Source organism: Lysinibacillus agricola (genome assembly GCF_016638705.1).
GTDB classification, from domain to species: domain Bacteria; phylum Bacillota; class Bacilli; order Bacillales_A; family Planococcaceae; genus Lysinibacillus; species Lysinibacillus agricola.
In genome coordinates this window covers 3928623-3942412 of record NZ_CP067341.1, presented here as the reverse complement: position 1 = coordinate 3942412, position 13790 = coordinate 3928623, and the positions used below count along the sequence as shown (strand labels likewise).

The window sequence follows — 13790 nt, the reverse complement described above, 5'->3', positions numbered from 1 at the left end:
TATATGAAGTAAAATTAACGGATGAATACTTGACAAATTCCATCTATTAATATTTTGACTTTGAAATAAATCATAGATAGAATGACAGGTAGAGTTGCTTATGTAACTCTACCTGTTTTATTTATGTCAATGTGATTAATGTTGTGAAATTAATAGATAGTGCAATTTATATAAAAGAGAGGAGGAAGACGATAATGGAACAAGAAGTGAATCAACATACCATCCTTCAAGCAATCTTGGAACTTTCTAATCAAATGCAAGACATGAAATTAGATCTTCAGAAACAGATCGAAGCGGTTGAAAGAAGATTAGAAGAGAAGATCGAAGCGGTTGAAAGAAGATTAGAAGAGAAAATCGAAGCGGTTGAGAGAAGATTAGATGAGAAGATCACCTGTACCTGTCGCTACGCTTTCGGCACAAAAGACATCTGCTGAAAGAAGTTAATATCAATTATGCCGAGACATAATTGATATTAAAATACCGTATCCCTTGAGGTTACGGTATTTTTTTATCTTCATTCAGCAATGTTTTATAGGCGAAAGCGGAGCGTCAATCAGAGAAGACTCCAGCCAAACACCAACTGAAAGAAGATAAAACCTTCTGGCGGTTGTCACGGATTTTGGAAGGAGTCAATGGTGCAAGCACAATTCAAAATCCGGACGCATTACCCTAAGGCGCAATTGATGGTATAATCTTATTTGAAATAAATGGCTATAAGGAGTGAAAATATTGTTAAAAATAGAGGTATTTGAACAATTAAAAAAGGCAATGAAAGAAAAGGATGTATTAGCAAAAGGCGTACTATCGCTTTTGAAATCTGCCCTAGATTTAGCTGAGAAGGAAAAGGGAGAGGCATTATCGTCTGAAGAAGAGATTGCTATCGTTAATCGTGAGGTAAAGCAAACAAATCAGGCTTTAGACGGTGCTCAAAATGCAGGGCGAGATGATTTAATTGAAAAAGAGGAAGCAAAATTAGTCCTATTAAAATCTTTTTTACCGAAGCAATTAACTGAAGAAGAAATTGCAGAAAAATTAGTGACAGCTGGCGTTGTAAAAGGGATGAACATGGGTGAAGCGATGAAAATTGCAAAACCTCTGTTAACTGGCCAAGCAGATGGTGCTGTCATTTCAAAAATTGTGAAGGGTCTTATTTAATATCATTAAAAACGAATCTCCCACTCAAGCAGTAGGGGTTCGTTTTTTTAGTCATACATTATTTTTTGATCCATGCTTGTGTAACTATTGCCAAATAGTGAAAATTTAAATATACTATTTATTAACCACTGGTCAAATAAGGAGGGTAATATGTCACCACGTAAGCCGTCAACAAAAGATTTGACGAAAGAAATGATTATAAATGAAGCACATAAGCAATTTATCACGAAGGATTTTCATCAAGTATCGATGCGAAGTATTGCTAAAGAGGTTGGCTGTAGTCATGGGGCAATTTACTATCATTTTAAAAATAAAGCAGAAATTTTTTACGCAATTTTAGGTGATTATTTTTCTGAATTAAATAATACTTTAGATGAAACAGTGAATGGCCCTGGGGATAATAACACTAAATTGCTAAACGTTTTTGTGGGCTATATGGCGTTTGGTTTAAATAATCAAAGCCAATATGAATTAATGTTTATGATGAGAGATAGTGAAGTTGATGGACTTTCACAAGAGGCAGCGAACCTTAGTTATCAAAAATTTGCTCAATCTGTACAGTTCTTATCAAAGACTGAACTGTTGCTTTCAGATATACATTCTACATTTATTGCTCTTCATGGATTTGTTGCACATTATCGACATTATGTAAAAAATTATGAGGAAGTAAAAGAAGCGGTAGATGTACATGCAAAATTTCTTGTCAAAGCTTTAATATAAAGAGAGTAGCTCTAGAAAAAAATCTAGAGCTAGCTTTTAATAGTTATTTGACCAGTGGTTAATAAAAGGGGGAATAGAGTTTGAAAACAGCATTAGTTATTGGGGCATCTGGTGGTATGGGCTATGCTCTTGTTAATGAATTAGTTGGACGAAATATACAGGTGAAGGCATTTGCTAGAAATAAAGAAAAATTAGATGCACTTTTTCAGCATCATAAAAATGTCGAAATCATTTCGGGTGATGCCTTTAATGAACAGGAAATGATGAGAGCTTCAAATGGTGTGGATGTTATTTTTCATGCTATTAGTTTTCCGTATGAGAATTGGGAAAAGCTGCATATTCGATGCTTAGATATGGTGATTAACATAGCCGAAAGGCAAGGAGCGAAAATTGCACTTGTAGATAATATTTATGCATATGGAAGACAATCAACAAACCCTGTAATAGAGCAGGCTAGAAAGGAACCACAAACGAAAAAAGGGAAAATTCGTTTAACGATGGAAAATAAATTAAAAGACAGTAATGTACCCTCGTTAATCGTTCATTTCCCTGATTTGTATGGACCAAATGCAGAGAATACAATACTCTATGAAACATTAAAAAATGTTACACAAGGTAAAAAAGCTAATTTTGTAGGAAATATGCAGGTGGAAAGGGAATTCCTTTATACTGTAGATGCTGCAAAGGCTATGGTTGAGCTTGCTTTACGAGATGACACTTATAATCAGAATTGGAACGTGCCAGCCGTTCATCCAATTGCAGGGGAGCAACTAATAAAAATTTTGCGCGAAATTACAGACTACAAAAAAGGTATTCGTACAGTCTCTAAAGGGATGGTACAAATGATTGGAATATTTTCTCCTTCTATGAGAGAAGTGGTTGAAATATTGTATTTAACAGAAGAACCGGTCATTTTAAGTGGGGAAAAATACGAAAAGGAAATAGGAGCTTTACCACGTACTTCATATAGAGTAGGACTAGAAGAAACGATTTTATGGATGAACAAGAGAGCACTAAAATAGGAGCACTTTTAAAAGCCAATAAAAAATCCGCATAGACTTCTGTTGGGAGAAACTTACCCATAAAAAGTATAGCGGATTTTGTTATCAGAAAGAAGAATAGTATTGCTTAGTTTTGGCTCATCACCATAACGTGTGGTTGATTTCCGTTCCGACTGGGCGCTTTGTTGCTGACGCTTCGCTTTCGCACAGATAAAACAATTGTAGCTGCCGCTTTGCTTTCGCTACAGAAAACATTTGTTGTTGCTGTCGCTACGCTTTCGCACAGATAAAACATTGTTGCTGTCGCTACGCTTTCGCGCAGAGCAGAGCTTCCTGGGGGCGTCGGGGCAACAAATGTGTTCTGTGCGAAAGCGTAGTGCAACGTAGCGGCAGCAACAGGATGTTGGTCACGAAGGCGTTATCACAGGACGTGATGCTTTTAGCCTTCGTTCCCCTCCCCGCTTCACTCGCTCCAGGGTCTCATCTGTGACGCTAATCGAGGGCACTGAAAAAGTCGATTTGCCACAAAAATGTGATGCTAATCGACTTTTTTGAGTTTCTAAATCCAATAAAAGACAGATTTATAATATAAAAAATGAATTTCTTTAGTTTTTCAGTGCCCTGGACGCTAATCCCCAAGGAGTCGCCCAGCCTCCACTCCAATCAACCTATATACATGACATATGTTTTAACAAATGTCATCCACAACTTTTGGTAATGAACCTTAGTTTATTTTATAACTGAAATTTTTGTGTGATATTACGAAGTTCCTGTGCCATCTCAGCTAAATTATTTGAAGATGCAGTGATTTCCTCGATACTTGCGGATTGTTCCTCAGAAGCAGCTGCTACATTTTGAATGTTTCCAGATGCTTGAACGGCTACTACGCCAACCTCTTCTACAGAAATTGCAATGCTGCCAACACCTTCATTAATATTTGTAATAATATTATTGACATGATCCATTTCTTGAGTTAAAGCAGTAACATGCGAATAGATTTCTCCAAAGGCTTCACCTGATTCATTAAAGGTAGTAGAGCTTTCTGCAAGGTTACTACTACTAACTTCCATGGATTTTACAGCTTGGGCAGACTCTTCCTTAATTGTTTCAATACGTGTTCGAATACTATTCGTAGCTGCTAATGATTGGTCAGCAAGTTTACGCACTTCTTCGGCTACAACCGCGAAGCCTTTACCGTGCTCACCAGCACGTGCTGCTTCAATAGATGCATTTAAAGCGAGTAAATTAGTTTGATCAGTAATCTCATTAATTAAAGTTACAATGTCGCCTATCTCATTTGAGTATGTGCTTAAACGTTTAACAACCTCTGAAGTCTCTTGAATAGCATTAGAAGTTACAACCATTTTTTCAGTTGCACTTTGAATCGTCGTATTGCCTTTTTCTGAAATAGAGGATGCACTAAATGCCTTAGCAGTGACATCACTAACACTCGATACAACTTCTGACATCTTAGTGGAGATTGTTGTAATATGATTTTCTACTTCATCAATAGAGGAAGTTTGTTTCTCTGAACCTGCAGCGACTTCTTGCATTGAAGATGTAATTTGTTGAATAGATGCACTTGTTTGCTCAGAGCTTGCCGTTAACTCCTCTGACATGGCAGCTACTTGTTCAGCATTTTCAGCAATTTGCTGAATAAGTGAGCGTAAATCTTCTGTCATATTTTCAATACCATTTGAAAGCTGTGCAATTTCATTAGAACCCTGTATTTGAAGTGGCTCAACAGCTAAGTCACCTTTTGCCACCTTGCCAACATAACTAGTCATATTTTTAATTGGTTTAATAATGCCTTTACTTATGAAATAAGCCACAATAATACCAAATATCACAAAAATCACGGTCATAACAATACAAATCCAAAGAGTCTCTGTTTGAAGTTTAGAAATGAAGGAAGCGTCCATATCTAAACCAAAAAGAATATCAGTATCTTTAAATGGTATAAAAATCGATTTATGAGTACCGTATTCATCTTTATAAATATCACTTGTTTGAACGGTTCCAGAATCTAGTGCTTCATGCATATCATCACTGAAAACATAGTCCTCTAGATGATTATCTTCATTGCTTAATGCAACAATATGTTCTTTGCCATTTGCACGTGAAAGTACGTAGGCATTTTCAATATCAAACTTTTTAAGTGTTTCATCTAATTGATTTAATATTTCTTCATATTTATCTTTTTCGCCGTTATCTGCAGCTTTGATGTCATTTTTGTCTATATCTTCAAAAATAGTTTTAGATATAACCTCTAAGGATGACTCAAATTGTGTGATAACATTATTATCGATAATCCGATAAGACGTAACGAATAATACCACACTAAATAATAACGAAATAATGGCAATAGGAATAGTAAAACTTGCAATATATTTATAGAGTAAAGAACTCTTTAATTTAGTGACTATACTCAACTTTAGCATCCTCCAATACTTTAACCTTTTGTTGTAAAAATTGAATCATATCTCCAATATGCTCTGTTTCAGTATATGGAGATATAGAAAAGAATTTTGCAGCAGCGACTGGAAGTTGTTGTTTTGTATCACTTGTGCTGACAGTGCAAACACGTGTTGTATCACCGAAAAATACTTCGTCGCGACCTTCTCCTATAATTTCAAATAAAGAAGCGTTTATACCATTAATATATTCAATTTGATCTTGTGTATAGCTACCTGACTGTTCAGATTTCCAATTAAAACCTTCAGGATACAAACGAAAGGCTGTGACTGGCCCAATATTAGACTCATTGACTACTTGTAACATAGGAGTTTTCTCAGCTAACTGCGCACGGAATGCTAAATTTACACGCACATAATTTGCTAATATTTGTTGGTAGCCTTCTTTACCAAACGCCTGTAATGCAGCATAAATAGCAATTGAACTACCCATACGAGAGCACTCTAGTGTATAGCCTGTATGATAAGAACCATAACCTCGATTGCCTACATAAGGTGTGTCGAAGTCCTCAATATCTAATAGCTGTAAGTGTTTTCCTTCTTTTATTAAGAATAAGCTTGTTAAATACGGTGTTTGACCAAGCTTTTGGAAGTCGAAGCAAAGGCTATCTGCAATAGGTAGATATTGCATACGTTCTTTAATTTGTTCTAGTCCTTGTAAAACATCAGTCTCTAATTGAAGTGGATTTGCCTTAAAGTCATAATCGTTGAAAAAGGCGTAAAAACCACCTAAAGCTGAATCAGCATGAATATGTATAGGTTTTAAGGAATGTTTTTGTTCAAGGTCAGTTGTAACTTTTTTGATTGCTTGTACATCATCAATGGCAAATTGATCTGTAGCGCCTGTTGTTGCAACTACATACACTGGAATACCACCATTTTCGATAACTTCAGTCATACGCATACGTAAGTCTTCGATATCCATAGAATGGTCTTTTCCAGCTTTAATACGAATTAAATGCTTACTACCGATACCGACTGCTTCAATGGATTTTAATAAACTGTAATGAGCATTTTCTGAAGCGAAGCAATATAAATTATTTGGTACGCCATCTTCCTTTGCGTTCGGGAATTGTTTAGCGATCGCAAGACGAAGCCCACTGAAAACAGCCCCTTGTCCTCCCCATGTTGTATAACCAAAGCTTTGTGTATAGTCGTAGCCAACTAACTTGGACATCATTGCTACTACCTTTACCTCACATTCTGCGGCAGCCGGTCCGTATACATCCCATAGATTGTTACCGTTAAGCAGAGCATTAGTAAATTGGCCTAATATGCCGGGAATGCTAGCCATTGGCAAAACATTTGTGACAAAGTTGTGTGTATGGTAAGGATGTCCTTGCATCAATTGTGTTAATTCATCCACAACCTGATCAAGTCCGACACCTGAAGTTGGTACTTGATTTTCTTGCATTAACTCTTTATAGAAATTGTCAGAGCGCTCTTTCATTGGTCCAAGAGTTGTTGTTTTTGGATTCTTTAACTCATCTAACGAGGAAACAATTTTCTCTAATAGGGATAAAAAATTCTCTCTTTGTTCGATATTTCCATCTTCACTTTGGAATAATTGTTGGATTTTTTTCATTTTCAGCTTCCTTTATAGTTCATTTTTCCTCTATTTTTTTGTTCCATAAAAATAGGTCGTTTTACTAAAATAATAATAACATATTATAACAGAAAATGAATTTATATTTTTCTAGAAAAGAAATTTTCGACATTTCTAAATAATCTAATTTATGTTAATAGGAAGAAAAATAGTAATATTTTTTTGTGGATATGGTATTGTAATGACTTTTCCAAGAGAATTATTGTAAAAAATAAGATGGTTAAGCGATATGTGGAAAATAATAATTTTATATTAAATATTATGTAATGGATAATTTATAATTTAGCTTAAATGGTAAATTGTTTAATGCTTTATGACTATTAAGTGGAGAAATAGATAATTTTGCTGTTGTTTCATTGATTTAGACGTTTTAATAAATTTTGAAGATCTTCAATAGTGACAAATGTATAACCATCTTCAATAAGTGCCCTTAAAATACCTTCAATCGCCTGTAATTCATCTCCAGTAGCATCATACATTGGATGCATCAAAATAATGGAGCCTAGTTGAATATTTTCTTTAACATAATTGATTTTCTCATTGGCTGTTGAGAAATACGAATCAGGCTCCAAATTCACGTGATCGTATCGCGATTATTTTTGCTTAAGTAAAATGGAAATCCAATTATTTTTTTACTATATGGTGGTCGGACAGGGGGAGTTTCTATATAGCCAATACTTCTAATTAACTCATCGGTTTTCTCGATTTCATTTTTGTAAAATGGAGGGCTTTTAAACACCATTCCCTTATGTGAATACGTATGATTTCCAATTTGGTGACCTGCTTGGACAATTTTTTTAGCTTCATCTGGATTTCCCTCAATCTCCTTCCCAATTTAAAAAAAGGTTGCTTTAGCGTTGTAGTCATCTAATAAAGTTAATAATGGCATTAACATTTTTAGTAGGGCCACCATCGAATGTTAATGCAACAACTTTCGCTTGTGTTTCAATATGAGAGATAATGCTGCCAAATAGTTGATAGGACCTAGCGTTCATTAACTTATATGTACCAAACGTTAAAGCAAAAATGAATAATAGACCAAGTCCTGAATAAGCAATTTTCTTTTTCAACTTAAACGCCCCTAACAATTGTAGAATTCAAAACAAGTTGAAATGAAGTGTGAGACATTCTCAAAATCCTTTCAACTTGCATAAAGATTTTTCTTGCTCCAAAATTACCGATAATTTTTTCAATGATAAACCATACTAATGTTGAGGTGAAAAAATGTATAAATTGCTATCACACAACGATTTAGATGGAGTAGGTTGCGGGATTTTAGCCAAGCTTGCCTTTCATGACCAAGTAAAGGTAAGATACAATTCAATTTCGTCGCTTGACCGCGAGATTGAGTACTTTTTAGATAATAATCAACAAGATACATTTTTGTTTATTACCGATTTATCTCCAAACGAGAAAAATGAAAAGAGATTGAATGATTTCTATTCCGCAACTGGCAATGTTCAACTGCTTGATCATCATAAAACAGCTCATCATTTGAACGATTATGAATGGGGTAAGGTATTAGTAGAAGATGAAAATGGACATTTAACATCAGCAACGTACTTATTCTATCAGTATCTTGTTACAAATGGATTTTTAGAACAAACGAATTCCATCACAGAATTTGTAGAGTTGGTTAGACAGTACGATACATGGGAATGGGAAAAGAATGAAAATCAGCAAGCGCGTCAACTAAATACTCTCTTTTTTTTAGTGTCGATCGAGGAATTTGAGGGAAAAATGCTTGAACGTTTAAAGACAGGCGAACATTTTGACTTTGATGAATTTGAAAAGAAAATTTTAAATATGGAAGAAGTGAAAATAGAACGTTACATTCGCCGAAAAAAAAGGGAACTAGTGCAAACAGCAATAGGAGAATACTTTACAGGCGTAGTTTATGCAGAATCTTATCATTCAGAACTCGGTAATGAATTAGGAAAAGAAAATGTACATCTTGATTTTATAGCTATATTAAATATGGGTGGCAAAAAAATTTCCTTTCGTACGATTCATGATCACGTAGATGTTTCGGCAATTGCAGGAGAATTCGGAGGAGGGGGGCATCAAAAAGCAGCTGGTTGCTCCTTAACAGAGGAAGCTTACGAGCAGTATGTGGCACAAACATTTCATATAGAGCCAATACCGGAGGATGCGAAACGAAATCGCTATAATTTAAGATTTTCTTCTTTTGGAACATTGTATAAAAATCTAAAGGAAGAAATTTTTCTTCTATATTCAATAAGTGATTTTGATTGGATCATTGAAAAAAATAAACTTCCGTTAGATCAAATCTTTACAAGCTTTTATGAAGCAGAATGGTTTTTAAAGAGAAATTATCAAGCATGGTTAGTTAAGGATGAGTTATTTGTAGATTATTTAATGGAAGAGGCCAAAAAGGTTCGTCATCAAGAGTAAGGGATATAGCTCTTCTGCAAAACGAGGATCAACCACTTCACGCATGAGTAGTCATTCTAATTTAATGCGTTGCAACAATCATAAATATTTCCTTGACCATTTTGTTCTTCAAGTTTTGCAACAACATTAAAGGAATATAAACTATTCCTTTAGATACATAATGAAATCAGCCAAACCTTGACATCGTTAGAGGTTATATAATGTTCAACTAAAAACTACAATAAATAAAAAGCATTTGTGTATACATACTTTCTTAAAATGAGGTGTACATGATGTCCAATGAAATGCTACTAGTCGAAGGCCAGCCTAAGGGAAATCGAGGACGTAAAACTTGGTTTATTGTAGTATTGCTTTTATTGATAGCTACTTGTGTACTTGTTTTTTATTTTTTATTTAATAAGGACTTGAATTTTGAAGCCTACAAAACAGTTGTCGGTAAAACTACTGAAAATAGCCTCGGACGTTTTACGTTAAATGAAATAATAATTGACGATAATCAAATATTATTGAATGCGACGTTTAAGCCAGTAAAGGATTTAAACGTCGATTATCAAATTTTTTTCTTTCCACAGGTTTTTGTGAATGGGAAAGAATTCACGGTTAGAAATGGAGGACAGTCCATCGCACACTCTGATAAGACCTATACAATTTACAGTAGTGTGAAATTGAGAGAATTACCAAAGGATGAAATAATAGATTTAGATATTCGCTATAACGATTGGAACGGAGAAAAAAAGATTGATGAGCCGTGGGAATTTCAAGTGGAAGCCTCACAAAAGCAATTACAAGAAGATAGAAAGGCCTTCTCTGTTGAGAAAAAAGTAAAGCTTTTAGATGGTCAGGAGATAACGATAGAAAAGATTGTTTCTACACCAATATCAACAACGATTTACTTTCATTCCGAGAATAGCTTATTAAATGAAGCGATACATTTTAAAATCCAATCAGCATCTGGGGAATCCTGGAATTTCGACTTTGCTTATCCTTTAAATGAAGATTATACGAAGTGGGGTGTCCGGCTCGATGCACTATATTTAACGGGGAAGAGCTATAAGCTAATTCCGACTGCTGCAAATGGAAGTGAGCTTGGTTCTGCTGTTAAAATTGGAGGAAAATAAATATACTCGATAATCGTAATTTATTAAAAACTTTACAATAATTTAATCCAAAGAGATGATTGCCCCATGTAATATGAATGTAAATGACATGGAAAGTAGTTGAAGAAATTGCGAAGGTTGTGGGAGATTTTTTTAGTTTCCTTTAAATTAGGCTGTACATCCTTTGGAGGTCCCACTGCACATTTGGGGTATTTTCAAAATGAATATGTTCAAAAGCGTAAATGGTTATCTGATAATGACTACAGTCAGCTTGTTGCACTCAGTCAATTTTTACCTGGACCAGCATCAAGCCAGGTAGGGATGGGTGTTGGTTTATTAAGAGGCGGATTATTTGGGAGTATTGTGTCATTTCTTGGATTTACATTACCTTCAGTTTTGCTGCTTATGGCATTTGCCTATTTTTCTACACAGACAGAAATGGAGATGGGCTGGATTCATGGCTTAAAATTAGTGGCAGTTGCGATTGTCGCACAAGCTATTTTTGATATGTCCAAAAAATTAATCCCTAGTATTCGCCATTTTATAATCGCTTTGTTGGCACTAGCAGTAGTACTTTTATGGATTCATCCACTAGCACAGGTAACTGCTATTATCGTTGCTTCTTTCATAGGTTATCAATTTTTTAAGAAGACCATTGAAAAGGATGACTCAAAAGAAACGGTTGTACCTATTTCAAAAACGACAGGTGTATGTTTTTTAGTGCTGTTTGCTATATTGCTTATTGGTTTACCAGTTACTAGCCCACTTATTCAAAATGAATGGTTTACGATGATTGAAAAGTTTTATCTATCAGGTGCATTAGTGTTTGGTGGAGGTCATGTCGTGTTGCCTTTACTAGAGACACAGTTTGTCCAAAGTGGATTAATGAGTTCTTCAGATTTTTTAGCAGGCTACGGTATGACACAGGCAGTCCCTGGTCCATTATTTACGTTTGCTTCCTATATAGGGATGGTCATTGCTGGAGTACCAGGGGCTATCATCGCTACAGTAGCGATTTTTTTACCGGCTTTTTTACTGATAGTAGGGGCAATGCCTTTTTGGCTAGCACTTAACCGATTTGCCGGATTAAGAGGAGCGATGGCTGGTACAAATGCAGCAGTTGTTGGAATATTAGCTGCAGCTTTTATTCATCCGATTGTCACGCAGACAATTCAAAATGGGCTAGACATAGTAATTGCAGCTGTTTTTTTATGGTGTTTGATGCGTTGGAAAATTCAACCTTATCTGCTTGTGCTAGCTGGCATTTGCGTAGGAATTGTCTGTTATTAAGTACACACAGAGGCTGGGACAAAAAGAAAAATGTTAGACCAAGATATAATTGATCTAACATTTTTTTGATTTTAAATGGGGAAATTCACTTTGATGAAGCAGAAAAGTTATTATCTCTTTTCGCTATTTTTCTAAATAAATGAGTTCTGTCCCAGCCTCTTTTTTGTGAAATGAATGGGCTGCTTAGATAAACTCTTCTTTTCGAATGGATAGTTTCTTCATATGATACTGCAGAGATTGACGAGAAATATTTAATTGTTTAGCAGCGGCTGAAATATTTCCGCCACACTGCTTTAAAACTTTGCGGATGAATTGCTCCTCATTTGTATGCATAAGTGCTTTTAGTGGACGTTTTTTAGGTGGGACGGCTTTCATTGATAATTTATTTTTTAAATAGCGTGGTAGCATATCTTCTATAATCCAACTTTCTGAGCTTGATTGAATCACAAGGTTTTCAATCAAATGTTCTAGTTCACGAACATTGCCAGGCCAATCATAATCTATAAGTAGCTGGTAGAGCTCAGGCTTTATTGTAATATCTGCTTTCATGTACTTAAGAACATTTTTATGCAAAAAATGTTGGATAAAGAAAAGTATATCATTTGGTCTCTCACGTAAAGGAGGGATGTATACACTCGAATGTGCGATACGGTAAAATAAATCAAGTCGCATTCGTCCCCCAGCTGTTAGTAGCTCAGGATCTTCATTAGATGCACTAATGACTGTACATTCTATAGGAATGAGTGTATTACTTCCTACACGTCTAACTGCTCGTTCTTGTAAAACACGCATTAATTTAGGTTGAAGTTCCATTGGCAAAGAGTTGATTTCATCAAGGAAAAGTGTGCCATCTTTTGCATATTCAAAAAGCCCTTCTTGATTTGTAGCTCCAGTGAATGCACCTTTTACAGAGCCAAAGAGTGTACTTTCTAATAGTGTGGATGGAATAGCGGCACAGTTTATTGCTACAAATGGCTTTGCCACTCGAGGGCTTAAATTATGCATGCTCTGTGCAAATAATTCTTTGCCTGTGCCTGTTTCACCAATAATAAGTGTATCAGTATTATAACTCGCAATATTTTTAGCCTCAGCAATAGTTTGTAGGAGCTCTTGACTGTTCCCTTTTATATCTTGAAATGTATAAATAGTGCCATTATTTCTTTTTACAATTACTGGTAATTCCATAGATGCATGTTTTGAATTCATCGTTTGACGTAATTGATTCCGAAGGCTTGTTTCAGTATGGGTAATAGAAAATACACCTATTGTTTTATTATCCTTTTGAATAGGGAAAGAGCTATAGCCAACAAATTTTGGCTCATTTTCCGAATAAGCATGGGCTCGATATTTCGTATAGATTGGCTTCGCTGTTTTTAAAATATGATTATGCTCCGATAAACGACGATCTTGATAATTGTAAGCATCCCAAAGCTTCTTTCCAATCATGTCTTCCTTGTTATGCTCCTCCATTTTAGCAAGTGCCTCGTTGTAATAGACAATATCTCCATCTTCGTTACTGACAATAATTCCTTCATCTAAATGCTCTATAATTTCCTCTAATAAAAAAACTTTATTTTGTATTGAGTACTGAAAATCTACTAAATTATCTACTAAAACAAAATAATATTGCTCCGTAAAATAGAATGGTTCGATAGTAAAAGATAAATGTTGCTCCTGAGTTAATAGTTGTTGTGGATGATGAAATAACATGACGTCAATGTCAGCGATTGCATCTATAGGCATATTATTTTTTAAATCTAATGAGATACTATCGTTGAGATGCCACCATTTCACTTGAAAAGAACTATCTAATGCAATGATATTAGCTCCCAATTTTGTTGCAAAGCGTCTTAATTCCTCATTCACAAAAAAACCCTCTTCCTCGTTATTTTGCATGCAAAAAATTTCTGCTTTGTCCTAAAGCGTACCACAATTATTTTCTGAATAGAAGCAAAAATACAGAAAATGTAGCGGGTGCAAAATTTATCTGCACATTTTTAGGTTGTGATTACAATTAGCGACTCTCCATATT

11 protein-coding genes and 1 pseudogene are annotated in these 13790 nt (G+C 35.1%); 7 read left to right on the top strand and 5 right to left on the bottom strand.

The features are described 5' to 3' along the window. The first annotated feature begins 194 nt into the window (after positions 1 to 194). The 4 genes from FJQ98_RS19625 to FJQ98_RS19610 all read left to right on the top strand — a co-directional run bounded on the left by FJQ98_RS19625 (position 195) and on the right by FJQ98_RS19610 (position 2897). Positions 195 to 434, top strand: coding sequence for a hypothetical protein (locus FJQ98_RS19625; RefSeq protein ID WP_053595294.1), 240 nt, complete (start codon positions 195 to 197; stop codon positions 432 to 434). 295 nt (positions 435 to 729) lie between these two features. After that, positions 730 to 1155: a GatB/YqeY domain-containing protein gene (locus tag FJQ98_RS19620; protein ID WP_053595293.1), complete on the top strand. Its 426-nt coding sequence runs from the start codon at positions 730 to 732 to the stop codon at positions 1153 to 1155. A 150-nt stretch (positions 1156 to 1305) separates the two neighbouring features. Beyond that, positions 1306 to 1875, top strand: a complete 570-nt coding sequence (locus tag FJQ98_RS19615; RefSeq protein ID WP_053595292.1) for a TetR/AcrR family transcriptional regulator — start codon at positions 1306 to 1308, stop codon at positions 1873 to 1875. A gap of 80 nt (positions 1876 to 1955) precedes the next feature. Then, on the top strand, positions 1956 to 2897 hold the full coding sequence (locus FJQ98_RS19610; protein ID WP_053595291.1) for an SDR family NAD(P)-dependent oxidoreductase: 942 nt from the start codon (positions 1956 to 1958) through the stop codon (positions 2895 to 2897). A 106-nt stretch (positions 2898 to 3003) separates the two neighbouring features. On the opposite strand, the gene FJQ98_RS19605 is transcribed toward FJQ98_RS19610, so the two are convergent. From FJQ98_RS19605 to FJQ98_RS19590, 4 genes and pseudogenes are all read right to left on the bottom strand, one after another. Continuing rightward, positions 3004 to 3258, bottom strand: coding sequence for a hypothetical protein (locus tag FJQ98_RS19605; protein WP_143114840.1), 255 nt, complete (start codon positions 3256 to 3258; stop codon positions 3004 to 3006). A 352-nt stretch (positions 3259 to 3610) separates the two neighbouring features. After that, on the bottom strand, positions 3611 to 5317 hold the full coding sequence (locus tag FJQ98_RS19600) for a methyl-accepting chemotaxis protein (RefSeq protein ID WP_241774578.1): 1707 nt from the start codon (positions 5315 to 5317) through the stop codon (positions 3611 to 3613). Further along, positions 5292 to 6935 carry a pyridoxal phosphate-dependent decarboxylase family protein gene (locus tag FJQ98_RS19595; RefSeq protein WP_053595289.1) on the bottom strand — a complete coding sequence of 548 codons (1644 nt, stop codon included), beginning with the start codon at positions 6933 to 6935 and terminating at the stop codon, positions 5292 to 5294. The genes FJQ98_RS19600 and FJQ98_RS19595 overlap by 26 nt, the downstream gene beginning before the upstream one ends. Positions 6936 to 7309: 374 nt before the next feature. Continuing rightward, positions 7310 to 8026: pseudogene (locus FJQ98_RS19590) on the bottom strand (polysaccharide deacetylase family protein). A gap of 154 nt (positions 8027 to 8180) precedes the next feature. Between FJQ98_RS19590 and FJQ98_RS19585 the strand changes: the two are divergent. The 3 genes from FJQ98_RS19585 to chrA all read left to right on the top strand — a co-directional run bounded on the left by FJQ98_RS19585 (position 8181) and on the right by chrA (position 11758). Beyond that, entirely contained in the window at positions 8181 to 9371 is a 1191-nt protein-coding gene (locus tag FJQ98_RS19585; protein WP_053595288.1) for a DHH family phosphoesterase, read from the top strand. A gap of 269 nt (positions 9372 to 9640) precedes the next feature. Continuing rightward, complete coding sequence (locus FJQ98_RS19580; RefSeq protein WP_241774577.1) at positions 9641 to 10489, top strand: DUF4179 domain-containing protein; 849 nt, start codon at positions 9641 to 9643, stop codon at positions 10487 to 10489. A gap of 108 nt (positions 10490 to 10597) precedes the next feature. Then, complete coding sequence (chrA, locus tag FJQ98_RS19575; protein WP_053595286.1) at positions 10598 to 11758, top strand: chromate efflux transporter; 1161 nt, start codon at positions 10598 to 10600, stop codon at positions 11756 to 11758. A gap of 183 nt (positions 11759 to 11941) precedes the next feature. Here the strand turns inward: chrA and FJQ98_RS19570 are convergent, their stop codons facing one another. Beyond that, the gene (locus FJQ98_RS19570; RefSeq protein ID WP_053595285.1) at positions 11942 to 13624 is read right to left on the bottom strand and encodes a sigma-54 interaction domain-containing protein; all 1683 of its coding nucleotides are present in this window, start codon (positions 13622 to 13624) and stop codon (positions 11942 to 11944) included. Positions 13625 to 13790: the final 166 nt, after the last annotated feature.